The organism is Mesorhizobium sp., from assembly GCF_004962245.1.
GTDB lineage: Bacteria > Pseudomonadota > Alphaproteobacteria > Rhizobiales > Rhizobiaceae > Mesorhizobium.
Map to the genome: position 1 here is coordinate 1 of NZ_SUHQ01000038.1, position 23,265 is coordinate 23,265.

Consider the following 23,265-nt stretch of genomic DNA (forward strand, 5'->3'; position numbering starts at 1 on the left):
GGAGAGCACGGCGACCAATGCCGTTACCTACACCACGCCATGGGGCACGATCGAAGAAAGAAGATTTCTCAAGTGATCGCCGATGCGAAGAGTGATGATGGATTTGTGGACGAGATCCTATTCACTCAGTTCTGCGACAAATCTGATATTGTTCGAAAAGGAATAGAGCTCCCCCGGAGCGCGACATCGGCCGCCGACGTGTTCCGGCGAGCTGAGAAACTTAGAAATGCTGTTGCGCATGGAAATGACTGTGCCTGGCTCCTTCCGCCGCGAAAAATATCGCAGTGTTGGTCAGAGATATGATGATTTTGAAAAGGGAGATTGATGGATAGAAGGCTTGCTCTGCGCAGTTGCCTTTTTGGTGCGTTGGGAGACGAAACGGAGACTGTGCAGGACCCTCCATTAAGCGCTCGAGGTTGCGCGCGTACTCATCTTCCAGTTCGACGCCGGCCTCTTGGAGAATGGCTACTTCTTCTCTGGTTAGAAGCCAGTCAGGCGACTCTACAGGGGGCACGTCGGCGGTGCCTTCGCCTAATAAATCCTCGTCCTCCGCAGCCTGCTGTGCGGCTGCCAATGCTGCCTGGATAGTCAGCGTCGCGTCGAAGACCGTGTCCCTCTCGGTGATTTCGAACTCGTGGCCACGCTCGGTTTGATACTTACGACCAAGAAAGCGATCCCGCAGTTCAGCGAACTGCCGATGCATGTCCCCTCGGCCAGCGTGATGTTTTTCGATGCCCTCGGGTTTGAAGTAGCAGACCATTTGCTCGACACCGCCTTGATGATGCCCCGGCGACGTGGCCAGGCGACTAGGAATGGGTGTTGATGTCCTGCTCAATCTGCCGTGCTGATTCCAGAATGTCATCGAAACTCGGCGGAGTGCCGAAGATCATGGCCGCCGTATTGGCATAGTCGCGCGTGAGCGCGTCCACCATCTTTGGAGCGGGCGCGATCGCGAAGCTGCCCGGGACTGCTGAGGCGAGGTCATAGTCGGGACGGTCGAAAAACATTCGTGCGTGCCGCACGCAGTCGGCGCCAAGATCGAGATCGCCGAGCGCGGCCTTTCCGGTCTCGGATCCGAGAAGACAGTGCATGTATGGACAGCCTCCGTGTGGCAAGGGGTTTCTGACATCGATGACAGGTTGGTCGGGTGCAGGCATGTATTCGGCCTTTGAGTGCGGCCTGTTCATGCCGCTGGCCTTGAAGTCCGCGGATCGGATCCCAGACGGGTCAACGCGCTTTTTGAGCGGCACCCACTGAGCGGGTTTTTCCGATCCCGGTTCGACCGTCGGTCATCACACCATCAGCACCTCACCAACCTCTGTGCATCCTCTGCGACTACGTCACTACGCCGGTGAATCCGCGAAGCGCTTGCCCGTAGTCATCAGCGCCCAGACGATCCGGGCCATCTTGTTTGCCAAGGCCACCGCAACGACGTTGTACGGCTTTTTCGCCAGAAGCTCGGCAGCCCAGCGAGTGGGTGCCGCTTTGCCCTTACGACAGAAGCGAAGCACGGCATGGGCTCCCACAACAAGAAGGCGACGGATGTAGGGATCGCCTTGCTTGCTGATCCGCCCGAGCCGATCCTTTCCTCCGGATGAGTTCTGTCGCGGCACCAGGCCAAGCCAAGCCGCGAGTTGCCGGCCGGATTTGAACAGGGAAGCATCTGTCACGGTCGCAACGATTGCGCTGGCGGTGATCGGACCGATGCCGGGGATCGTTTCGAGGCGACGGCTCAACTCGTGCGAACGATGCCAGATGTGAATCTGTCGGTCCAGCTCACCGACCTTCTCGTGCACCTCACGCAATTGCTGTAGGGCCGATCGGGCAAGCGGGGGAATGAGGTCGTGCCCCTCGTCCTCAACCAACGCGACGAGCATGCTCAGCCCTGTAGCACCCTATCGGCAGCCGTGTGGTGGCCATAGTCGGCGATCGGTTCGTTGCGATACCAGTAGATCGCCTTGTCGACGTCGCCGGTGAGCTCCGTCGCGGCCGAGATCACTTGTACCATCTCGCGCATCCGGCCCTGCAGGCGTTCCGATGAGGGATTGCGGAGCGTGTTGCGATGAACCCCGGTCAACTGTGCCAGATTGGCCACCTTCACGCCCAGCGCCTGCGACAGGCGCTTCGGCGAGATATAAGGCGTGCGCGGCTCCTGAAGGCTATCGACAAAGCCTGAGACCGCCTTGGAGTGTGCGAGCTGTGCGTGGATTATGACAAATTACGACCTCTCATACGCACAATATATTAACATTCGAATGCATAGCAAGTGGACACGAATTATATGACTTGGTTTAACGGCACTCTGCAATTCGTCAGGCTAAGGGGCAGCATAAGGCCCGGGAGCGGACGGCAGGGGACGGGCGGATTGGTTCCGATAGCGGACCTTCTCTAGTGCGGGTGTCAAGGTGGAAGTAGCGCGTCGACAAGGCGTTCGATCGTTTCCGCTACGCCGTCGTCGACTAGTGTTTGCCGGATCGCCCGCCGCTTGGCGGTGAAGTGCGCGCTGTCGGGTAGTTCGATGCGGGCGGCGATTCCGGCAGCGTGCAGCGCCGCCGCGGCAAGGTCCACGTGCAGTGCCTCGGAAGCGTCGAATTCAGGGATAGGCAGCGTCCAGACGAGATTGTCGAAGTCACGCGGATCTCGGTCCGACTGGCTGAAGGTCCTTTACGCGATCAAGCACAATACTCGTGTTCAGGACGGCAGCAACGTACGCGGCTTCTTCTTCAAGTGAGTTGGCGGCCGACCAATAGGCCTTGTGGTCGATAATCACATCGTCGTCCTCTAGCCAGCACGCGCTCAATCGCGTTCCAGCTTTCGTGTAGAGAACTCGAATCGGCGATCTCGCCGCCTGCGCCACCAGTTTTTGAAGGTGGTTTAGCGACCGCGTCAGCGTCATACGAGGCGCGCCGTCTACCCCCTTGTTGCTATGCTCGTTCCACTTCGTTTCGGCATCGCGCAACCACGCCGCAAGGCCACGATGGCCTCGTGCGTCAGCGCTTGCCGCCGTGAGGATTGCACCGCTCTCCATCGGAACCACGCCCGTCACGAGGTCGAGGACCCGATAAGGTGCGACGGACTCTCCCAGCGCAATTCGACGCACGAATATGCGTTCGACCGGGCCCTCGGGAGGCTCGACGCCGGTCCACGGCCGCTTGTCGAGACTACCAACACGGCCGCGCAGGCGCGGCGCATCGCGGCGGCTTTGCAGGCGTCCGGCTGCGGCATACTCCACGAGAACAAAGCGCCTTGGAAAGAGGCTTGCACCATTACGGAAGCGTGTCCGATATGGAGATGCAGCAAGTAGCGTTCTCGGCCTTGGCCAAGCCGCGCGCATATGCGCGAGCACCTGGGCCGCCTCGGCCTCGCTGGCATCACGCCGTGGAAGCACACCTACCCAGCGATCGAATTCCGCCGGCGGCGGCCCGGCACGGTCACGCTCACCGAACAGCACACAGGTGCTCCTCGTGCTGCTGCCGGATTGCGCACCGAAGATCGGCCACACCCGCTCCAGACCCCAACCGCCGATGATCGCTACCCGCACGCGCTCCATGCCCCCGTCGCGCATTCCGGCGAACACGGGAGCGTTGAGCGCGGCATAGGGCAGAACGAGCGCCAGCACGCCGCCGTCGCGCAGGTAGCGTTCCGCGCCGCGCGCCCAAAACAGCGCACACATATCCTGTTGTGTGGCCAGACTGCCACCGACCCAGAGATTGTAGCTCCGCAGCGCCTCGCGCAGCCGGTCCTTCATGTCCGCGCTCAGGTGGCGATAAACGATCCAGGGCGGATTGCCGATCAGGACGTCAGCCCGGTGATCGGGATGCGACAGCCACACTGGGCGCAGCAAGTTGCGCAGAATGAAAGTCCAGATGTGGTTGCGGCCGTCAAGATAGAGTTCCTTGAGCTGCGCGAAGGTTTGGCCGAGCATGGCCGCGTCCTCGGTGGTCGCGCCGGCGAGAGCGATGGCATGGCGAATGGCCTCCGGCTCGGCGAGCGTGTCGAGCCCGCGGTTGAGCTCGTCGAGCGCACGCTCGAACAGATGTTGGTCGCTCGCCAAGCCGGCGGGGATGCGCAGGGGCGGATCGTTGGGCGGCACGTCGACCAGCACTTCGGCCGATGCGCCCAGCGGTCGCAGGTTCCACTGCATCGAGTCGCCCATATAAACCGGCACGCTGAGCGTGGGCGGCCGATCCTGTACCAAATCGCCGAGTGCCAGCAGCCACGTGACGCGCGCGAGCGCGACCGCGACAGGGTGCACGTCGATCCCGAACACGCGATCGGCACAAGTCTCGACGATCTCGGCTGGTGGCACCCCAGCCTGCCGACCGGCTTCGATCAGGCGGCGAAGCGCATGGAACAGAAAGGTCCCAGAGCCACAGGACGGATCGAGCACCGCTGTTCCAGCGGGCGAGGAATAGCCGCCGTGACCACCCGCGCGGCCAACCAGTCGGGGGTGTAGTATTCACCGAGGTCGTGGCGCTCGTCGGGGTCGATCAGGCTCTCGTAGAGGCTCTTGAGCACGTCGACCTTGACATCGCGCAGGCGAAAACGAATCGTTTCGGCGGCAAGCGAACGCACCAGGTCATCGCCGCCCGTTGCGAGTAGGGGCCAGTCGAAGAAGTCAGCCTCGACGGCGCCGACAATACCCTCATTCGCCAGCAACCGGCCCGACAGCATCTCCGCCGGATCGCCAATTTCCAGATCGAGGACGCGCGCCGCGATCGCCTTCACGAGGATAGTCAGATAGGTGTGTTGGAGGAACAGCGCATCACTGCCCACGTCATCGCCGTATACCTGGCGCAGCAACCCATCCCACAGGTTCCGCTTCAACCGCACTTCGGGATGGTCGCCGACCTCGGACCACAGGCGCTGCAGTTGCGCGTGCGCGCGGCCGAAGGCAAGGCTGTATCGACCGAACGCGAGCGCGACAGCGATCGGTGTCGGCATCACCTCGGGAACGGGCGAGAGCAGCGGCTCGAGCCAGGTCAGCAACCGTTCGGGGTGGTCGACGTCGACGTCATAGCGGCCGATGCTCGTGAGCCTGCCGAGATCCAGCGTGTAAGCGAGCAGCGTCGCGCCGTCGGTGGCAAGACCGACGGTGGTACGGCCAGGTGCGCTGCCGCGGCTTGCATCGGCCAGATAGTCGGGCATACGGGCGACGACATCACGCTCTTCGCGCCGTAGATCGCTCTTCAGCTCGATCACGGTGGCGCCCCACGCCACGTCGATCCGCCCACTGTTGTCGACAAGGTAGCGCTCGTGCTCTAACTCGCTGAACGCGGCGCCGAAGCCTTCTCGCAGCAGTTCCGTGATCAGGCCCCGCAACGCCTCGTGTCGTGGCCGGGAAGCCATCGATCGGACGATGTCGGGCAGACGATCTCCGCGCCAACTGTTTGCCACTTTCCCCTCCCGCTTGAGGCTGTACCGTTGCCGCCGCATGCGCGAGAGCATAAGTTGCCACCATGAGATTCGCTCAAGCAGACTTGTTCGCGCAAGACGACGCCGAACGCAACACGCTATCGCAATCAGAGCGGGTAGCGATCCGATCGCGTCTGGAAACGACACTGGCCAAGCTCGAAGCCACGGCAATCTTCCCTTGGCGCGATCCGCTGGACGCCGTGCACGAGGAGAACCGCTTCCAACGCGACAGCGAAATGCTCGGTGAGGAGGGCGTTCTTCTGTGGCACCGGTTCGACACAGAGATGGACCGGCTCCACGCGACGCGGTTCTCTTCCGACCTCCGCTCCGCTGGATCGACGAATTGACCAGTAGTTTGTCAAGTGCTTGGAAGTCGACCAGAGCCAAAATGAGGCGCAAAGTTACTACGCAAGCTTTGCCTGAAATGGGCCGCTGGGCCCAAATGTCTTTAGTCCGCCCCCCAATTTAGCCAGCCAATCCCTATTAATGGCGAGCCCCAGCTCAGCCTCGCTGTGAGGGCACGTCGCTGATGACAGGCGTACGGGAGTCTCCGGTGCGACCGGAGATGAACGTAACTAACGGGTAATCGAGCTGCCGGTCGATACGTACCGCCGGACCGTCCTGCAAGGTCCGACCAATCCCATCAGCTGTCATGAGCTCATGAGGTTCAGATAGCCGGCGGAAGGTTTCGTCCCCGTACCTTTCGCGAGGCCTGGCAGGGGCGCTACGAACATATCGCTCTCTCAGGAAGGCAGAGACCATATCAGGTGTCGGAACCGTCTCGCTCCGAACCGTGCTCCGAGGACAAAGTAGTGCCTCGAGGCAAAAGAAATGAGGCCGCAGATGGGACAGACGCTTGTTAAGCGCTCCCGTTTTCGGCGTCCCACTGGCACCAGCGAGCTTCGCCTCCAGTTCGGCGGCGATGTCGCTCGCAAAGGCTAGGTTCGCCCCGCTGACAGAGGGGACCAGCCCCCCGAAGTTAGGGTCCATCGTCACACTCGCATGATTGTAGAAGAGGTAAAGTGGGACCCACGGCGGGGGCGTGTCCCGCAGGGTGCGGAATTGATAGTCATGCTTGGGCGAGGGCCTATGCAGCAGCTCGCTGTAGGAGCGGTTCTTGTTTTGGACCACGGCGGCGTTTAGGCGCTTGGCTTGGATCCGCACCCAAAGGTCGCGACCCTCAGACACGTTCCAGAACCGCAGATCAAGATCACCCCCGGTGTCCTTTTCGATCGGGTAGGAGATGACGAGCTCTGGACCGGCGAACGCGGCCAGCGCGCCCGTGAGGATGTCGGTCATGGTTTCTTCCCGGAACCTACCGCGCTCGAGGTTGGTCTCGCGGTCGAGCAGTCCCCCGATCACAAGAGGTAGCCGTGTTGCCAGGTCGCAAAGTGTTGCCAACGTTGTAATCCTACGATGACTATTGCCGCTCCGCGAATTCCATAATCACCTACACTCAGCGCAGGGAGCTAGCGTGTGGTTTCAAGCGAGCGGTAATGAACGGGGTCGTGGTTCCGCACGGCATCTAGGCTCAGCGTGACGATCGCCTGCGCCTCGCTCATGTCTGGCAAGCGCGAATGACGGCCTATCCGAGCTACAGGCTTCGGCATGGCGCGCTCATGCGCAGCGGCGAGAAGTGCCTCACCTTGCACCTTCCATTTCACTTGCCAGCGACGGACCGCCGCCTCTGGACTCGCCGCATCCCAGTCCGTGCGCTGCCGAACGATGCGCGTCATGGCTGTGGTATACTTCAGGCCAGGCGTCTTCACCATGAGATCTGCAACCATGGTCAGGAAGACTGTATCGTTCTTGCCTGTGCCGCGAGGGCGGCCGCGGGAACGCTTGTCAGTCATCGGGGCGTCCTTTCCGAAGATGACGATGATGCCTTAGGATAAGTAATTCGACAGCCTGATCCTACTGAGAAGAATTGGCATTTCGACCTTTTTAGCGTCGGAAATTCACGTCACGAAGTCCATCAACGAGGATAATTCGATTTGGATGGATTTTTCCTCGCTCCGTGACTATCGCAGGGGATCTGCCCTGCGGCCGGGGGTTCCATCAATACGGGCGGGCTCAAGATCGCGCGGCAGAAACGGCTGTGGGGATACGGTCAGGAGTGAGCGAGATGAAACTACCCCTGTAATGACGTATGGAAGGGCCGACACCCTCGAAGAGCGGCTTGGGCTGACGCCCATGGTCAGCCAGCGTATCGCGGCGATCATCATCTTCGCCGCCGCCATCGAACATCACCTGGAGCGGGCACTGTGGAAGCTCGAGGGCGCCAATCCAATGGGCATTCGACCCGAGACCGACGCGAAGATGATCTCTGATTTGATCGGATGCTTGAAACATTCGCCTCAACCCTGCCAGCAGGAGAGGAGCGCACCCCTGCTTGAGACATGGTGCAATGCAGCCCGTCTCGCGTTTGCGATCAGGAATGACATCGCTCATGGCGTGCCCACCAATTTGGGAGACACGCTGACATTCATGAACAATCCTCGCTGGCATGGCGAGAAGCGAAAGAGACCATTCAGCGACTATTGGGCCGACGATCACTCTCTTGATCTCATTCGTCACGTCTTCGCCGTTCTTCTGCGCGTCATTGTTGGCGTTTCGGCAGAGAAAGTGACGTTGGCCGGCCTTACTAAACCGTCTTTGCTACGTGCCTTGCGCGACTCGAATTCGATTCTGAGCGAAATGGCCTGTAAAGACTACAATCCGACCTTCGAGAAATACTAAATCGGCAGCGGGGCTTCATACCGCTTGCAGGTTAAGCCCCGCGTTCAGATCGGCGATATATCGCGGACACAGCTCTTTGATGGTGATTGCTTTGTAGTCGAGTTCACGCTCGTCGGCAGGATTGTCGCCTTGAGCGACACGGCCGAACTGGACCTTCGCTTCCGGTCGTGCTGTCTCGGGCGTCCAAATCCCGTGGAGGCCGATGGTGTAGCGAGGCGAGCGGCCGGCTGCCCTGTATTGATGATATAGCTGCGTTTGCCGGATGCGAACACACGAAGGCCGAAACCGAGCAGCTCCTCATCCCAGATGACGTAGTCCTTTTCGCGGACCTGGGCGGCGTCGACAACCCTTTTGGTGATCTTAGTCATGACGTTCTCTCCAACCAGCACCGATCTCTCGCGTAAGCAACCACGTAAGCACGAGGGCGGAAGTCGGAGCGCAGTTTCGGATTCGAGCGTCGCTCGGCATTTCAAGTTGCCTAAAAGTTTCTAAGAGATAGAGTATCATAACATGCCCCTATCGCGTTTTTCAGATGGGCAGTCTAAAAAACTCCGAAGGCAGAGGTCACAGGTTCGAACCCTGTCGGGTGCGCCAAAGAAATCAGGGGTCCATTCTGGACACATAGGTTACGGTTTATACCGGAGACATGGTGAAGTGCACCCATCTCTTGGGAAGGGCACAGTCGCTTAGATGGGTTTTCGAGCAAAGCTGCCACTTGGTCCCACACCAAGTTCCCGCACAGCGCCAAAATGCTGCTAGAAGCTGGTGACTTCCATGAAAGGGACTTTCAGGGCGGCACAGAGGCTTCTCATCGACGAGGAGTGGAGTCCGTTGTCGCCGGATACCAAATGGCATGGCGGCTTAGCGCCATTTTGCGCACAATGGACGAGCGCTATGAAGGGGACCTTTTCGTTTGCGGCCGCGTTTAACCGATGCCCTGAGGTCATAAAGATTTCGTTGAGTGCGCAAGCGGCCACGTATACGTCGGAATCGAGTTCGACAATTTCGATGTCCGACTCCGATATCTCATCGGCCAAGCTCTTGTCGAAGATACGAACCTGGTCGAAAACCTCTTTGGGTACCGCAATGCGTTCGACTTTCGCTCGTTGGAACAGAGCGGCTTTCAGGTTTCCGCCAGCTTCGCTAAAATAGAGGCATGCCTCTAGATCAAGCACAAAGTTGATGCCGCTATAGGCCATGCTGTTATGGCCCCAGCCGGTTAACACCGATGGCGGCGATCTGCTTTATCGTACTTGGCTTCAGATTGGTGAGCCGGTACGCATCGAACTGAGAGATTGCCTTCCTGTCGACGGCGGCGGTGAGCATGTTAGGCAGAAGATATCCGAACCTGGCAATCTGCGAGCTAATTCCACCGCCCCCGCTGTTTTCCTCACCTTCGTCTTCTTCTTCGATCATGGGGACTTCAGACGGCAGGGTCGCAGACCACGCAGCGTAAAAGCCTTTGCTCAAGCCCAAATCAGAGACGCGTAAGGCGCTCGCCTGCTTACTGGCGCCAAATCGTCTGGAAAGGAGATCAACGACGGCCCTGGCACCCCTTCCCGCGACGCTTTTATAGGCTTGGGAAAATTCCTCCGCAGGCATCATGACCGAGGCAGTCACCGAGTTGCAGAATCTTTCAACCTGGTTGTTGAGAATGGCGGGGTCTGAAACTCCCGTTTTGCCAAGGAGCACATGCACCACTTCATGCATCAGTGTGAACAGCTTGGTAGCGGGCCGCTGCCCGGTTGTATTCACGAAGATGATGGGAAAGTCACCGGTAGGAGAGTAACAAAACCCACGGAACGGGTCCGCTACCCTATCGCAGAGCACGATGATGCCTTTCCGCTCTAGCGATACACGCGTCTCCCTGAACGTTAGGGTAGGATCCACCGATCCATCGACGCGCTGGACGGGGACATAGAGCGATTTCAATAGCTTTCGCGCGGTCGACTGCTGATGGATGGTCACGCTATTTGTATTGGCGAACCTGGCGCAGTCTTCGAACGCTCGGTCCGCCAGGTAGGCGGCGATAGAACGAGCACGCGCGATTCGCGTTAGTCCTGCCGATGTAAGAACCGCTGGCCTATTATTGGCGGCGCGAAAATCAGGCATATTGGCGTCGATTTCTACGTCTTTGGCGAACAGGAACTGGACCGGTACAGCCAGAGCGGAGGCAAGTGAAAACGCCACTCGCTTGCTGACGTCGGTTGGGGTTGTTTCCATTTCAGTCAAGAAATCTGGTCGGATATTCGCCTCAATCGCGACCGCTTCAATTGACAATCGTCGCGCGCGGCGGATGCTTTCCACTGCCGAAGGTCGGGGGGTAAGTTTCAATGGCATCTCAGTCGCTCGCAACAGAGTGTTTTCGTCTGAATGAGTTTTCCGGACTGCTTCAACTAGCGTTCGGATTGAATTTGGCGCTGTCGATTTTTAGAGAGCTGGCAATCGTTCCTCGAGGACCGCTTGCACGCCAGATCGCGGCAATCGAAACGTTAATCGGAACAAGAAAGGTGAGAAACCCCTCATCAGCCGGCAGCCTTCGGGCACGTTTGGAATCGGCAAAGCGAGAGATCGTCATCAATGACGATAGTTTGGCCACTTGGGTAACATGCTGCGCGGCCGTCACATCCTTGTTCGGGCTAGCGGCCCTGTATTGGTCGTTCTACGCTGCCGTGGACCAGTCTTGCATGGGCGAGCAGCTCGCTCTCTTTACGACCATTGTGCATTTCGTTCCCCTCCCATTGGCTATTCTAATCCTCTACGCCAGAGCCCATTTTGTCTATAAAGACGTTTGGCAAAAGTGCAATTTGCTTAAGCAAGATGCACTCGCATAACAATTGGCTGCTCTAACACAGCGTCTCGCAAGGCGATCGGCCAAGGAAGCTTGCGAACCGCCCGACATCGCGGACGTAGTTGCGCTGCGCCTCCTGGCTGAACCGGCGCATGGTCATGTCGTCAATCAACCGTTGGCGCGGCGGGCTGATCGGTGCATCGAGAACAGGGTGGGGGTGGTCAGGCTTCTTGTTGACGAAGCCTGTGATGCTCTGCCCCGCCGAACGACGCTCAATGCGGGCGCGGCAACCGGATCGTGACCTCTACCTTACCACGCGCGTCCATCCCGCGCAGCGGGTTGTTCTCCGACCTATTGCGGTGATTGTCGCTGTTCGGCCACAGCTCCGGTTCTTCCACTTAGGTGATGATCACGTTTCGCAGGAGCTAGTGTCGTTACGACGCACTTGAAGTTCCTTCACTGACGTTCCTCGCGATAACGCTAAGCGCCTGATCATATCCACGATCTTGATATAATCTTCGAGGACGTCGCCGGATCGAGACTGTCGGTTGCCCCAGCACCACTAAGGCCGCCCCTGGTGATACCGCCGCGGACAGGCCCCTGCGCGCGCGCAGCGCTGGCGAGGATCGAATTGGCGAACGTCGCTGAAACGCCGAGCGCCGTCGCACGGCCGAGAAATTCACGTCGGCTCAGGCGGCCCGCAGCGACGTAACGGCTAAGATATTCGAGTTCTTGCGACATGAAATGTTCCTCCTCCCATTCATTGTTTCGTGCTAATGTCAGCGCTTTATCAAGCTCAGCGGAAGCGAGCGGCCAAAGAATCTCTATTTAAATGGTAGTGGTCAAATACCGATTGTCGTCCCACATCATCTCGTTTCAAGATCGTTCACACGCAGGGCGGATCTGGTTCCGAGATGCGCGACAATCGATACTGACGAGATCGAACTACCTGATCGAAATTGTGGCCCGTGCTATCTGGCTACTTCCGCTCCAATCTGAGTCTGCGCGATGTCAGGGAAATGCTGCTCGATCGCGGGATTGTCTTTCCCCACGAGACCATCCTCCGATGGTGCCGATGCACTGCCTGATTATGCCCGCCGCATACGCCGAAGGCGCAAACGAAAACGATGTCTGGCACCTCGATGAAGTCGTGGTGCGCATCAACGGTCAGAAATCCTGGGTGTGGAGAGCGGTTGATCAGGACGGATATGTGCTCGACGAGATCGTCCAACGCGCGCAACGCTGCGAAGTCGGTAGCTTCGGCCGAGATAGAAGATACTTTCGTTGCACCGCGCCTGAGCTCAAACCACTCACCGTCAAATCGTAACGGCGCACGCGCTTGTCCACGATCTCCGAAGGCTGCTCTACATTTTCAGCGATGGTTCATGGACGAAGGGGCTGCATGGCTCCGATCACGATCGGCCGAGCTTGAACGACTAAGCGGGCAGACAATCGTCTAAGGTGATTGTGAGGGACCTTGGATTCCGCTGGGGTTCGTGCGGCAAGCATAGGACACTCTACTTTAACTGGCGACTTCTACAGCTGCCGGTACAGGTTATCGACTACGTGGTGCTACACGAACAGGTTCACCTGCTGCATCACAACCACTCCAAGCAATTCTGGAAAGCGATGGACAGCGTGCTTCCAGACTGGCTTGTTCGTAAGCAAGAATTGGAACGCGATTGGGTAGGTTTGCGCGTTTCGCTTTGGCGACTCCGTCGGAGGCCCCCGCTTTCGAAGGGATTGCCTCCACGAGTAAGGTGTCGCGGCGATGAGTTGCCGCAGGTCAAGCTCAGCGAAGCCGATCGACAGTAATGCCCCCGACAGTCGGGGATATTCCCACGTGTCAGCGCTCGCCGCCTCAACTGCATTCCGTGTATTCGAGGGCTGAAAGCACGATGCCGATCCCTGACTACCAATCGCTCATGCTCCCGGTTCTTGAGGTCTCTTCGAAGGACGAAACCTCCGCCCACTAGCCGAGGCCGAGATTGCTGCACGGTTTGGTCTCACCGCTGAAGAGCGTGAGCAGCTGTTGCCGAGCGGCAAGCAGCACGTGCTACACAACCGTATCCACTGGGCGAAATTCTACATCAGCAAAGCGGGACTGCTCGCCTCTCCCGCACGAGGGCGGTTCGTTGCCACCGAAGCAGGTCGGTCATTGCTCACCAGCGGCCCTGACCGCATCGACGTGAAGCTGCTATTGAAACACCCAGAGTTTAGGAAGTTTTACAAGGGCAACGGCTCCGATGATAGTGCAGGGGAGACGCCATCCGACGTCGCGACGGAGGCGACGCCGGAAGAGCAGATCGAAAGCGCCTATCAGGCGGTACTAACCGCTTTGCGGGCAGACATTTTGGACAGGATAGGCCAAAACAGCCCGGCCTTCTTTGAGCGGCTCATTGTCGATCTACTTGTCGCCATGGGTTATGGCGGATCGCATAAGAACGCAGCCGCCCAGCTTGGGCGCTCGGGCGACGGCGGGGTTGATGGCGTAATCAACGAGGATCGGCTCGGTCTCGATCGGTGTATGTTCAAGCGAAGCGTTATGCTGTCGCAAACGCTATTGGGCGACCTGATGTTCAAGGATTCGTCGGCAGTCTGGTAGGGCTAGGAGCGACGAAGTGTGTTTTCGTGACCACCTCGACATTCAGCCCACATGCCCACGAATTCGTGAAGCACCTGTCTCAACGCGTCATTCTGCTCGATGGGCGCCAACTTGCCGACTTGATGTTCGAGCATGGCGTCGGAGTTCGTGTCCGTCGAGCCATTGAGCTACCGGACGCGCCTTTTGCTGACGCACCGGCGCAATCCGAAGGCCGAAGTTCCTCGACCTGGAGAACGCCATCCGCCACTCGCTGAAGTCGTTCGGCATCCGCCTTAGGCAAGGTCGGACGTGGCGCCTTCGAACGCGCGGTACGCCAGGCGGTGGCGGACAATCCGTTGTCGGCCGAGCTGATGGACGCCATGCTGACGGCGCGCGCGGCGCTGTGGCGACAGTACTGCAGGCTGCATGATCTCGTCGTGAGGATCGTCGCGCACAGCGAGCCGTGCCGGCGCTTCATGGCTATTCCCGACGTGGTCGGGTGACGGCGCTCTCCTTCATGACGGCGATCGACGATCCCACGCGCTTTCACCGCTCGCGCGACGTCGCCGCTTACTTCGGGCTGACGTCGCGGCGCTGGCAGTCCGGTTCAACGATCGACATTCAGGGACGGATCTCCAAGGCCGGCGACGCGGACGTGCGGCGCGCGCTCTACGAGGCGGCGTCAGGACTGATGACGCGCTTCAAGGGCAGGGACAAGGTCAAGAGCTGGGGCCGGGACATCGCCAAACGCTCCTGCCACCGCAAGGCCTGCGTCGCGGTGGCGCGCAAGCTGGCGGTGATCATACACGCCATGTGGAGCGATGGACGTTTACGTCGGCGATGCGGCCGCGAGCGAGGCCGATGCCACGCGGCGCGCCCATGTCAAGGACCGCAAGCTGCTGGGAGCGCATCGATGAGCGGTGCGGCGGCAGATAAAACGCATGGCGCCGGCGCGCTGACGGACCCCATCTGAGCAAGGAGATCCGCTCCGGCGGATGAGCACCGATGCAAACCAGGAACGACTGAACCACGTTATCCTGCCTGCCGCCGCGCCGACAATGAGACAGCCGGACCGCGCTCGATTTCGATGCTCCGTCCGTCCGATGGAAGAGTGCGTCACGACGGTTCGAGCGCTGCGTTCATCCCCGGCGTCGGTCCGGTGACGGCGCTTTCGTTCATGAACGGCGATGGACGATCCCACGCGGTTCCGCCGCTCGCGCGACGTCGCGGCCTACTTCGGGCTGAGGTCGCGACGCCGGCAGTCGGGCACCTCGATCGACGTTCAGGGCCGCATCTCGAAGGCAGGCGACGTCGACGTGCGGCGCGCGCTCTATGAGGCGGCGTCTGATGATGCGCTTCAAGGGCAAGGACAAGGTCAAGAGCTGGGGCCAGGACTCGCCAAACGCTCCTGCACTGCAAGGCCGCCGGGCCAAGAGCCAGAACTGTCCAACAGGCTGATTGACGTGCACAAGACAGCATACGCGTCCTTCGGCGAAAGCCTCGCACGAAATACGTGGTGAGGCCCGACGCAACCGGCCGGTGCCAGTCGTCGGCTCTTGTGGGGTGAAGGCTCTGAAACGATAATTTTCCGTTCGCATCGACGGGAGAAGCAAGTGTGGACCACCAGCGGTCACCGCTGCCCCGCGCCAATGGTCGGTCTGCCGGGGCACCGAGTTATAATGGAGATAATCTTCTTTTGTATCTATGTCGATGATGATATCCGTCATGCCTGCCCAAAATGAGTCGGCGCTGGGCACAGCGTGACGACCCTATTCTGGCGGGCCGAGGCGGCTGCCCCAGCACCTGGCAGCGAGAAAACACACGCAAGGAGAACTCCATTGCCTTCTTCAGAGACCAGAGCGCAGACACTCGGCCCTAGCATGATTTGGCGGAACTGGGTGAGCAATCAGGTTTGTCGGGTGAAGCATTTCGAAATGCCAAGTTCGGACGATGACGTCTGCAGAACGATCAAGACAGCAGCTTCAACCAATCTGCGCGTCCGCGTAGTGGGTACGGGGCACTCTTATACGCCGATTGTCCCCACGGACGGAGTTCTAATCTCCGCGGAGCGTCTAACAGGGATCGAAAATATCGACCCAACCAACGGCAGCGTAACCCTCCGCGGCGGAACGCGGATTTGTGACGTTGGCCTTGAACTGCGTTCTGCTGGTTGGGCATTGCCCAACCAGGGCGATATCGATCTGCAGACGATGAGCGGGGCCGTATCGACGGGTACGCATGGCAGCGGCGATAGTTTGCAATGCTTAGCGGGTCCGATAATTGGAATGCGGATAGCGATGGGCGATGGATCCATCGCCAATTTCGATGCTTCGCAAGACATCGATGTCCTCAACGCTGCGAAAGTTTGTCTCGGAATGCTTGGCGTGGTGCTTTCCGTCACGATGAAGCTTGTTCCTGCTTTTGATCTTCATGACAAAATATGGCGTGAGGATTTTGAAGAATGCATGAATCATTTGGATCAGCTATGTCAGGAAAACCGGAGCCTCCGCGTGTTCTGGTGCCCGACCGAACACTCGGCATCGTTATACAGCCTGCCCGACACGTCTGGCATTGGTCGTACGCGCAGTAAAGCTGATGTCTGCGAAATCAGAACGCTGAACGTCACAACTCAGCCGTCAGCAGCTGTCGAAGCACAGGCCGGCGAGAGAATAGGGCCCAGCTATCGGATATTTCCGGGTTCAATTCCGATGCCGAACCATAACGAATGCGAATACTCGGTGCCCTACGAGGACGGTCCGGCGGTATTGCGTGAAATACGCAAGCTGATCCAGACGAAGCATCCGTCGCAGATATTCCCGGTTGAGTATAGAACCGTGGCGGCTGACGATATTTGGTTGAGTCCATACTTTGAGCGGAAGACCGCAATGATATCGGTGTCCGGCGCAGCAGGAGAGGACTACTGGGATTTCATCCGCGATTGCGAGACAATCTTTTCCTGGGTAAAAGGTCGTCCGCACTGGGGCAAACTTCACAGCCTGGGCCGGTCCGAGATCGAAGCCTTGTACCCAAGATACGGGGATTTTATTTCTCAAAGGGCTCGCTTCGACCCGGACGGTCGCTTCCTGAACGACTACCTGCGCGAACGTTTCGCCTAAAAGCTTTTATCTATGGTGGCTTCTGCGGTTCGCTGCATAGCCGCCTGGAACTTGCTGCCATCTTTAGCGATCATGTTGGCGAGGATGTCGATGATCAAATATTGTCCAGCGACCCTGGAGAATGCTCCTCGCGTGATGGGCGTGTCTGTTGAGGATGCTCCCAGTACAGCGTCCGCGTTGGCAGCGATCGGACTGCGTATATGACAGGTGATTGCGATGGTAAATGCGCCAGCCGCCTTGGCCGCCATAAGTGAGTTGATTGTATCCTTGCTCGAGCCAGATTCCGAAATTGCCAGTGCGACTTGCTTCGGCCCGAGATTCACTGCACTCATGACGGCGAGATGTGGGTCGTCCAGCACGCGCGACACCAGTCCGAATCGAACAAACAAGTAATGCGCGTATCGGGCCACATTCGCAGAGCCGCCGAACCCGTACAGATCTATGCTTTTTGCTCGTATGATCTGTTTTGCCGCCAATTCGAGAGCGGCGTGGTTCAACAGGTCCTTTGTCTGCTTGAGCGCGGTGATGGCCGTCGACAGCGTGTCGTCGATGACGTCACCAGACGGGCTGGCGTGTCTGATTGTCTGGTGAGTGGAGAGTTCGATCCCCAATGCCAGTTTGAAACGCTGGAAGCTCGAAAATTTGATGTCTCTACAGAACCTCAAGACGCTCGCTTCGCTCGATCCGGATCCGTCAGCAACCTCCGTGATAGTTTGGTTCACGACCTTCGCGGGATCGTTAAGGACGTACTCACTGATGCGAAGGAGCGCCGGACTGAGGCTGGGCTGAGACGAACGCAAGCGCGCCAAGATCTTTTCCTGCATTTACGATTCCCTTGATGTCGCCGAGCTCCAGCTCCCTAGGCTTGATTGACACGGGCAGTGAAAGCAATAGGAATTTTTCAGCAGATTGCCAAGCCGTGAACATTGTTTTCGTTAGAGCGCCCAGCCGCCTGCCAGCCTTTTTGCACGGCATTTGACCATCATCGCCGCGCGGGGAGACAGTTGCCAATGATGAAAAAAACCATCTTCCGCAGACGAAAAAAAAGTGATATTCCTTCAGCGAGAGACTGGGACCGCGGCCGCTGGGCGCGAATGCGAACAGAGATGACGAGATGGGTTCTATATCGATTGGTGTCGACATCGGAGGCACCAAAACGCATTTGAGAAGCTGCCTGGAACAGGGCATGGGCCGCGACTTGGTGGTGAGGACCAGTGAATGGCGTTGTGGAGCCTATGACCACGATATTCCTGGACTAATCGCGCTAATCAGCGGATTTGCGGATGGCGCCACTCCCAACGGCATCGCGATTGGCTCTCATGGATGTGATGATGAGGCTGAGTGTGCCATCCTGCAAAAACCACTTTCCAATCATTTTGCCTGCCCGTTGAGGGTCGTCAACGATGCAGAGCTATTTCCCCTAGCCATGGGGCTTTCCAGCGGAATTGGTGTTGTCGCGGGAACTGGCTCAATCGCCGTTGCTCGGGACCAGAAAGGCAGGATGCATGTCGCAGGCGGTTGGGGCTGGGCAATCGGAGACGAAGGGAGCGCTCCCGGTTTAGTACGTGAGGCTGGTCGAGCAGTGCGACGGCACATTGACCTCGGACGGGCAAGGTCAGAGCCGCTTGTCGAAGCGCTTTGTGAGGCATTTGGACTGAATAGCCCCACGAACATCGGCACCGCTATCGCGAAGGAAGGCGGTGCCTCGGCTCTGGGGCGACACGCACCCGTTATCTTCTACGCAGCCAATGAAGGCTCGTCGTTGGCTAAGCGCGTTATTGACGAGGGCGCAGCGGCCCTGACCCAATTAGTTCACCACCTGAAGTTGGCGGGCGTGTCCGACAAAGACGTGGTGGTAGGCGGAGGGGTCATCCTCGCCCAGCCACTTTTAGCCAATGCGTTCTCCCATCAAATTTCCGATCGTTTCGGGGCGACAGTGGCGGTCACCTTCCTCGACAAGCCGCCGGTCTTAGGCGCCTGCGTCTTGGCGCGGCAACTTTGCAGTGCCGGGGATGGCCCAGAGACCTCAATTGTCTCTCAACATATGGATATCCAATGATTTACAGGTCAACGATCGCCCGTCAACCCAATCAGTTTCGCCATACCTTGGAAGTGGTCGGAACGCAGCTTCGCGACCTTGATCTCGCGCCATTTGAAAAGGGGACTGTCGTCGTTACAGGAATAGGCGCGAGTTACGAGGCAGCGGGGGTAGTGGCCGGTGAGCTGCAACGCCGCGGCAGACGAGCAAATACTTGGCGCGCAGTCGATCTCATGGAGCCGGGGGACCCTGGCGACGCGATCATAGTCTTTTCTGTCGGAGGAAGAAGCATCGAGCCAATCGCTGCACTCACCATCCACAGCACGTTACCATCCCTCGCGATTACAAGCGGAGGCAACGACCCGCTGTCACGCACCGCTTCGGCAGCACTTCGCTTCGAGTCCGGTCCGGATTCACTGCCGTCGAGCACCGGCTACACAGGCTCGCTGCTGGCAGGCGGGCTGCTGATAGATGCGCTCTGCGGTGAAGACAGCTTCAATTGGAACGACATTCCTCTGATAGCAAGCGAGGTCTTGGAAACCTCTGCGAAAAAGATGGCACGCATTGGAGAAATGTTTCATGACCAGCGGGCGATCGATTGCGTTGGCGCGATATCGGCTTTGGGTACGGCGGGCGAGGCTTGTTTGCTCATTCGCGAGGCTGCGAGGGTGCCCACCGGCGTCGCAGACACGCTGCACTACTTGCACGGCCCGATGGAATCGATGGATCAGGCAACCGGGATTTTGATATTTGGTGACGGCCGCGAAGTGCGATTGGCGCAGGAATTGGCTGAAATCGGCTGTGCAGTTCTTCTGGTAACCGCAAGCGAGTCGCCTCAGGACGCCAAAAACCTAGCAGTTGTGAAGGTGCCATCTTTGCAGAACCGTGTGGGACGATCAATCGTGGACATCCTGCCCGCTCAGCTGCTAGCCGCAGAACTGTCCGACGCGGCCGGACTTACTGATGCCCAATTTCGTTATAGCCAAAATGACACAAAGGTGACCGTGAATGAATCGGAGCCCCGGGTCTGAGCACGCGCGTCACGAGATGACACGTTCCGGGCATCCTTCTTGGCCCTGATCAAGACAGCAACGGCGAGCCAGTGGCAGTGATCCCGCTGTCTCGAGGCCGTTGACGGGCAAGAATGCGTCGTGCTTCGCCTGCCGATTTCCATGCTACGCAGCATTCTGTTTCCAAAGGCGTATGAAACTTGGAAAGGTAACCCTACAATAAAACTATACACCGTGGAATTGTCTCGGCACTTCATCACGTCGACGGCCGCGAATAGCTCACCACGGGGAACACTGCATCGTGACGCCCTCTGCTTACTGAAGCTCGCTTTAGCATTGCTGACAGCAGCTTGGGGACCCATTCAGGGCGAGAATAAATAACTCCAGGACTAACGGACGATGGCATCTTCCCGGCCTAAAGTGTCTTCGGCGCTCGTTACACCCGCGATCGCGTTCCTATGTCTTGCGACAGTCGTGCCGATTGCAGCTGTCATTGCCCTCTCGTTCGGTGACTTCAACATAGCCTTCCCGGAAAAGACGCGCTTTATCCGGCTTTACAATTACGCGCGGTTCTTGTCCGACGGTCGGTTTATCAACGCCGCGCTGGTTACGTTCATTTTGGTCGTCGTCCCCGTCGTCCTCCAATTACTGTGTGGATTAGCGTTGGCAATAGCGCTTAAGGAAAATCTCGTTGGCACACGGTGGATGCGAGCATCTTTCCTGCTTCCGTCAATAATTCCGCCAGCGGTAGGCGGAATTGTGTGGAAGCTGTTCCTCATTCCTGGTGTGGGCGGCTTGTCTTATCTCGCAAGCTTGTTCGGTCACAATTTCGAAGCTGACTTACTTGGAAGCAAAACGTCAGCGCTTATCTCCGTGATCATCGTATCGATTTGGTTTGGCGTTCCCATAGTTGCTTTGCTGCTTCTCTCGTCTTTGGACTCGATCCCAGACGAGATTTATGAGGCGGCAAACCTCGACGGAGCAAGTTGGGCCCAGGCGCAATGCCATATTTCCATACCGCTCGTCTTACCTGCGATGGGAGCCGTCGCCGTGTTTCAAGCCTTAGAGGTCCTTGGGATTTTCCCCGTGATCTTCGTGTTGACAGGTGGCGGGCCGGCTGGGGCGACTGAACCCCTAAACTTCTACGCTTTCCTGACCGCATTTACATATCTCGATCTCGATTATTCCGCCGCAATTCTCGTGGCATTCACAACAACGATCGTCGGCGTGTGTTTTTGGTCTATTCGCCAAATCTCGGCCACTCGCGTTGGGAGGTAAGCCCATGCATCGATACCTTGGACGTCACATCTCCGAATATCATCCACTCGCCAAATCTCGGCCCCTCGCGTTGGGAGGTGAGCCCATGCGTCGGGACCTCGGACGTCACATCTACGGATACCTTGTCTCCGCTGCCTTTGCGCTATTCCTGTTCTCGCCGATATTGTGGACCCTATCGACATCTCTCAAACAGCCGACCGAGATGTTTCATTGGCCGCCCGTGATCGTGGGGGAGCCATCCGCTCAGCACTATACCGCGATAATCGCTGACAAGGACTTCTCTTCCGCGCTCATCAATTCAATTGTGGTCTCATGCAGCACCATCATATTGACCATGGCGCTTTCCATCCCGGCAGCCTTTGGCATCTCTCATTTGCAGAAAACTGCGATGCGAAGGCTATTGACGCTGGTGTTGGCACTCCGGGCGGCGCCAGCGATGATCTACATCATCCCCTACTTTCTCTTTTTTCGCCAAGTACACCTCGTCGACACGAAGATTGCGCTGATCATCGTCAACACAATGTTCGCGGTTCCGCTTGCGATATGGTATTTGTCGGCGTTTTTTGACCAAGTGCCGCGTGAAATTGAAGAAGCCGCGATGATAGACGGCGCGTCAACGCTGCAGACGATGACGCTAATCTCGATACCCATCGCCAAATCTGGTATCATGGCAACAGCAATACTGATATTTATTGGTTCGTGGAATGAGTTTCTTTTCGCGCTGACATTGACACGCGATGACGCAAAAACCGCAGCCGTCGCAATACTGAATTTCATGCCATTTGAGGGGACCGATTGGGGCAAGGCGGCAGCCGCATGCGTGCTTATGCTGGTCCCGATCGTGGTTTTCGTGCCGTTCGTAGAGAAATACGTCGCCGGCCCAACAACGACCGGTTCCGTGAAAGGGTAAAACACTAGCTCAAGGAGAAAATCAATGAGGTATCTTGGAATTCTTGCCGTTGCGTTCGGTGTTGCCGTCGGCGGGGGAGCGACGGCTCAACAGCGCTATGACGGCGCGAAAATAAAGGTCCTATCGACAAACTCGGCATACGATTTGGAGCTCAAAAAATTCGCGCACGAATTCACAGAGAAGACTGGCGCTGAAGTGCAGTTTGATCTCTTCGGTTATGCGCCGACCGTTCAAAAAGTGTCGGTCGAGCTCCTAACGCGTTCAGATAGTTACGACGTGGTATACTTAGGGAGCGAGGAGTTCGGGCGATACGCATCTGGCGATATCCTGGAGCCGCTCGATAATTACATAGATATGAAGAGTGCGGATGTACATGATTTCATCGCTCCCGTGCTGCGCCTCTACAATAAGGACAGCAAACAGATGGCATTTCCGCATTTCGCGGCGACACAGCTCCTGTATTATCGTGCCGACTTGTTCGAGAAAGCCGGAATCAAACAGCCACCGCAAACGTGGGAAGAGTTCCGTAATGATTGTGATCTGCTGAGAAAGGCAGACATTCAGTGCACGGCGCTACGGGGTCAACCGGATACTGGCGAGAATATATGGTTTTGGGGCCAGGTTCTTTATGGTTTTGGCGGTAAATATTTTGCGGACGAACCAGCGGATCTGACGCCCACGGTAAATTCGCCCGCTGCGGTGGAGGCGCTGAAATGGTACACGGATGTGATGACCAATTTCACTGTGCCTGGGAGCATCTCAGCAACCTTCGATGATGTTGTCATCGCGATGCAGCAGGGCCGCATTGCTATGACTGTCGAAGGCGCTCCCACCGCAGGTCGCATTCTCGATCCCAAGCTGTCGAAGGTCGTCGGCAAGCTTGGGTTTGCTTTGCCCCCTGGCGGCGTAAGTGGGAGGTTCCCGCCCTTTGCGGGACAGGCGTATGTCATTCCAGCTGCATCAGAAAACAAGGCAGCTGCAGCGGCCTTCCTTCAATGGGCGACGAGTAAAGATCTCATGAAGCGGATTTCGCTCGACAGCACCTTTGTCGCCATCACCAGGACATCGCTGTGGGACGATCCGGAAATCCGTGCGAAACATGACTATGATTATGGCCATGGATCGTTTGCGGCAACGTATGCAGAAACGCTTCGCGGGGCGCCCGAGTGGTATTATCCTCGCATTCCAGAATTCAAGGAGATCGGCGATCGCCTTGGCCGTGCCCTGCAAGAAGCGGTTGTCAGGAGCAAGAGCCCAGAGGCTGCCTTGGACGATGCTCAAGGTGATGCGGTCGAAATCGTGAAGCGCGCTGGATACCTGAAATAGCCGTTACACGTCGCCACCGGCGCGGTTTTGCGCGCCGGTGCGCGCGCGAACTGAACCT

Annotated in this window: 19 protein-coding genes and 9 pseudogenes; 13 read left to right on the forward strand and 15 right to left on the reverse strand. The window is 58.0% G+C overall.

The genetic code is table 11. The features are described 5' to 3' along the window. Window positions 1–220 precede the first annotated feature (220 nt). From E5X88_RS29425 to E5X88_RS29455, 7 genes and pseudogenes are all read right to left on the reverse strand, one after another. On the reverse strand, window positions 221–862 hold the full coding sequence (locus E5X88_RS29425) for a hypothetical protein (protein WP_292167482.1): 642 nt from the start codon (window positions 860–862) through the stop codon (window positions 221–223). Further along, window positions 807–1,187, reverse strand: coding sequence for a hypothetical protein (locus E5X88_RS29430; protein ID WP_292167485.1), 381 nt, complete (start codon window positions 1,185–1,187; stop codon window positions 807–809). The genes E5X88_RS29425 and E5X88_RS29430 overlap by 56 nt, the downstream gene beginning before the upstream one ends. Window positions 1,188–1,343: 156 nt before the next feature. Further along, window positions 1,344–1,841 (reverse strand): annotated as a pseudogene (locus tag E5X88_RS29435) (IS110 family transposase); the annotation flags it as partial. A 56-nt stretch (window positions 1,842–1,897) separates the two neighbouring features. Further along, window positions 1,898–2,212: pseudogene (locus E5X88_RS29440) on the reverse strand (hypothetical protein); the annotation flags it as partial. A gap of 188 nt (window positions 2,213–2,400) precedes the next feature. Next, on the reverse strand, window positions 2,401–2,568 hold the full coding sequence (locus E5X88_RS29445; RefSeq protein ID WP_292167488.1) for a hypothetical protein: 168 nt from the start codon (window positions 2,566–2,568) through the stop codon (window positions 2,401–2,403). A 61-nt stretch (window positions 2,569–2,629) separates the two neighbouring features. After that, on the reverse strand, window positions 2,630–4,390 hold the full coding sequence (locus E5X88_RS29450) for a hypothetical protein (RefSeq protein WP_292167491.1): 1,761 nt from the start codon (window positions 4,388–4,390) through the stop codon (window positions 2,630–2,632). Next, the gene (locus tag E5X88_RS29455; RefSeq protein ID WP_292167494.1) at window positions 4,333–5,397 is read right to left on the reverse strand and encodes a hypothetical protein; all 1,065 of its coding nucleotides are present in this window, start codon (window positions 5,395–5,397) and stop codon (window positions 4,333–4,335) included. Before E5X88_RS29455 ends, E5X88_RS29450 begins: the two co-directional genes overlap by 58 nt. Window positions 5,398–5,459: 62 nt before the next feature. Between E5X88_RS29455 and E5X88_RS29460 the strand changes: the two genes are divergently transcribed. Further along, on the forward strand, window positions 5,460–5,762 hold the full coding sequence (locus tag E5X88_RS29460; protein ID WP_127313414.1) for a hypothetical protein: 303 nt from the start codon (window positions 5,460–5,462) through the stop codon (window positions 5,760–5,762). Between the two features lie 154 nt (window positions 5,763–5,916). Here E5X88_RS29460 and E5X88_RS29465 read toward each other — a convergent pair whose 3' ends face one another. Both E5X88_RS29465 and E5X88_RS29470 read right to left on the reverse strand, forming a co-directional pair. After that, the gene (locus E5X88_RS29465) at window positions 5,917–6,816 is read right to left on the reverse strand and encodes a DUF6615 family protein (protein ID WP_366929978.1); all 900 of its coding nucleotides are present in this window, start codon (window positions 6,814–6,816) and stop codon (window positions 5,917–5,919) included. Between the two features lie 68 nt (window positions 6,817–6,884). Beyond that, window positions 6,885–7,268, reverse strand: a complete 384-nt coding sequence (locus E5X88_RS29470; RefSeq protein WP_128179607.1) for a hypothetical protein — start codon at window positions 7,266–7,268, stop codon at window positions 6,885–6,887. 340 nt (window positions 7,269–7,608) lie between these two features. On the opposite strand from E5X88_RS29470, the gene E5X88_RS29475 reads away from it, so the two are divergent. Next, on the forward strand, window positions 7,609–8,154 hold the full coding sequence (locus E5X88_RS29475; RefSeq protein WP_128179608.1) for a hypothetical protein: 546 nt from the start codon (window positions 7,609–7,611) through the stop codon (window positions 8,152–8,154). 27 nt (window positions 8,155–8,181) lie between these two features. On the opposite strand, the pseudogene E5X88_RS29480 reads toward E5X88_RS29475, so the two are convergent. From E5X88_RS29480 to E5X88_RS29495, 4 genes and pseudogenes are all read right to left on the reverse strand, one after another. Next, window positions 8,182–8,522, reverse strand: a pseudogene (locus E5X88_RS29480) (Arm DNA-binding domain-containing protein); the annotation flags it as partial. Between the two features lie 387 nt (window positions 8,523–8,909). Further along, window positions 8,910–9,353 carry a hypothetical protein gene (locus E5X88_RS29485; RefSeq protein WP_029354749.1) on the reverse strand — a complete coding sequence of 148 codons (444 nt, stop codon included), beginning with the start codon at window positions 9,351–9,353 and terminating at the stop codon, window positions 8,910–8,912. Window positions 9,354–9,357: 4 nt separating this feature from the next. Then, entirely contained in the window at window positions 9,358–10,488 is a 1,131-nt protein-coding gene (locus tag E5X88_RS29490; protein ID WP_166488026.1) for an ImmA/IrrE family metallo-endopeptidase, read from the reverse strand. Window positions 10,489–11,473: 985 nt separating this feature from the next. Beyond that, window positions 11,474–11,686, reverse strand: a pseudogene (locus E5X88_RS29495) (twin-arginine translocation signal domain-containing protein); the annotation flags it as partial. Window positions 11,687–11,846: 160 nt separating this feature from the next. Here E5X88_RS29495 and E5X88_RS29500 point away from each other — a divergent pair. From E5X88_RS29500 to E5X88_RS29520, 6 genes and pseudogenes are all read left to right on the forward strand, one after another. After that, a pseudogene (locus E5X88_RS29500) lies at window positions 11,847–12,176 on the forward strand (DDE-type integrase/transposase/recombinase); the annotation flags it as partial. Between the two features lie 224 nt (window positions 12,177–12,400). After that, window positions 12,401–12,760 (forward strand): annotated as a pseudogene (locus tag E5X88_RS33750) (M48 family metallopeptidase); the annotation flags it as partial. 217 nt (window positions 12,761–12,977) lie between these two features. After that, window positions 12,978–13,621 (forward strand): annotated as a pseudogene (locus E5X88_RS29505) (restriction endonuclease); the annotation flags it as partial. Window positions 13,622–13,715: 94 nt separating this feature from the next. Further along, window positions 13,716–14,446, forward strand: a pseudogene (locus E5X88_RS29510) (IS110 family transposase); the annotation flags it as partial. A gap of 224 nt (window positions 14,447–14,670) precedes the next feature. Further along, window positions 14,671–14,941: pseudogene (locus E5X88_RS29515) on the forward strand (IS110 family transposase); the annotation flags it as partial. Between the two features lie 486 nt (window positions 14,942–15,427). Continuing rightward, a complete protein-coding gene (locus E5X88_RS29520; RefSeq protein WP_287176956.1) occupies window positions 15,428–16,645 on the forward strand; it encodes a D-arabinono-1,4-lactone oxidase in 1,218 nt (405 codons plus the stop codon). On the opposite strand, the gene E5X88_RS29525 is transcribed toward E5X88_RS29520, so the two are convergent. After that, on the reverse strand, window positions 16,642–17,469 hold the full coding sequence (locus tag E5X88_RS29525; protein ID WP_029354755.1) for a MurR/RpiR family transcriptional regulator: 828 nt from the start codon (window positions 17,467–17,469) through the stop codon (window positions 16,642–16,644). The genes E5X88_RS29520 and E5X88_RS29525 overlap by 4 nt on opposite strands. Next, window positions 17,396–17,788, reverse strand: a complete 393-nt coding sequence (locus tag E5X88_RS29530; protein ID WP_287176955.1) for a hypothetical protein — start codon at window positions 17,786–17,788, stop codon at window positions 17,396–17,398. The genes E5X88_RS29525 and E5X88_RS29530 overlap by 74 nt, the downstream gene beginning before the upstream one ends. A 43-nt stretch (window positions 17,789–17,831) precedes the next feature. Here E5X88_RS29530 and E5X88_RS29535 point away from each other — a divergent pair, with 43 nt between their 5' ends. From E5X88_RS29535 to E5X88_RS29555, 5 genes are all read left to right on the forward strand, one after another. Continuing rightward, window positions 17,832–18,704: an N-acetylglucosamine kinase gene (locus E5X88_RS29535; RefSeq protein ID WP_287331900.1), complete on the forward strand. Its 873-nt coding sequence runs from the start codon at window positions 17,832–17,834 to the stop codon at window positions 18,702–18,704. Next, window positions 18,701–19,714, forward strand: coding sequence for an SIS domain-containing protein (locus E5X88_RS29540; protein WP_095521232.1), 1,014 nt, complete (start codon window positions 18,701–18,703; stop codon window positions 19,712–19,714). Before E5X88_RS29535 ends, E5X88_RS29540 begins: the two co-directional genes overlap by 4 nt. A 378-nt stretch (window positions 19,715–20,092) precedes the next feature. Continuing rightward, window positions 20,093–20,971, forward strand: a complete 879-nt coding sequence (locus tag E5X88_RS29545) for a carbohydrate ABC transporter permease (protein WP_292167517.1) — start codon at window positions 20,093–20,095, stop codon at window positions 20,969–20,971. A gap of 85 nt (window positions 20,972–21,056) precedes the next feature. Next, entirely contained in the window at window positions 21,057–21,881 is an 825-nt protein-coding gene (locus tag E5X88_RS29550) for a carbohydrate ABC transporter permease (RefSeq protein ID WP_287087337.1), read from the forward strand. 24 nt (window positions 21,882–21,905) lie between these two features. Further along, on the forward strand, window positions 21,906–23,207 hold the full coding sequence (locus E5X88_RS29555) for a sugar ABC transporter substrate-binding protein (protein WP_287087336.1): 1,302 nt from the start codon (window positions 21,906–21,908) through the stop codon (window positions 23,205–23,207). The last annotated feature ends 58 nt before the right edge of the window (window positions 23,208–23,265 follow it).

Excerpts from the sequence above, each read along its gene's own strand:
- E5X88_RS29425 (WP_292167482.1), bottom strand. The coding sequence starts at position 862 with ATGACATTCTGGAATCAGCACGGCAGATTGAGCAGGACATCAACACCC.
- E5X88_RS29430 (WP_292167485.1), bottom strand. The coding sequence starts at position 1,187 with ATGAACAGGCCGCACTCAAAGGCCGAATACATGCCTGCACCCGACCAA.
- E5X88_RS29460 (WP_127313414.1), top strand. The coding sequence starts at position 5,460 with ATGAGATTCGCTCAAGCAGACTTGTTCGCGCAAGACGACGCCGAACGC.
- E5X88_RS29470 (WP_128179607.1), bottom strand. The coding sequence starts at position 7,268 with ATGACTGACAAGCGTTCCCGCGGCCGCCCTCGCGGCACAGGCAAGAAC.
- E5X88_RS29475 (WP_128179608.1), top strand. The coding sequence starts at position 7,609 with ATGGTCAGCCAGCGTATCGCGGCGATCATCATCTTCGCCGCCGCCATC.
- E5X88_RS29485 (WP_029354749.1), bottom strand. The coding sequence starts at position 9,353 with ATGGCCTATAGCGGCATCAACTTTGTGCTTGATCTAGAGGCATGCCTC.
- E5X88_RS29525 (WP_029354755.1), bottom strand. The coding sequence starts at position 17,469 with ATGCAGGAAAAGATCTTGGCGCGCTTGCGTTCGTCTCAGCCCAGCCTC.
- E5X88_RS29530 (WP_287176955.1), bottom strand. The coding sequence starts at position 17,788 with ATGTCGACACCAATCGATATAGAACCCATCTCGTCATCTCTGTTCGCA.
- E5X88_RS29535 (WP_287331900.1), top strand. The coding sequence starts at position 17,832 with ATGGGCCGCGACTTGGTGGTGAGGACCAGTGAATGGCGTTGTGGAGCC.
- E5X88_RS29540 (WP_095521232.1), top strand. The coding sequence starts at position 18,701 with ATGATTTACAGGTCAACGATCGCCCGTCAACCCAATCAGTTTCGCCAT.
- E5X88_RS29545 (WP_292167517.1), top strand. The coding sequence starts at position 20,093 with ATGGCATCTTCCCGGCCTAAAGTGTCTTCGGCGCTCGTTACACCCGCG.
- E5X88_RS29550 (WP_287087337.1), top strand. The coding sequence starts at position 21,057 with ATGCGTCGGGACCTCGGACGTCACATCTACGGATACCTTGTCTCCGCT.
- E5X88_RS29555 (WP_287087336.1), top strand. The coding sequence starts at position 21,906 with ATGAGGTATCTTGGAATTCTTGCCGTTGCGTTCGGTGTTGCCGTCGGC.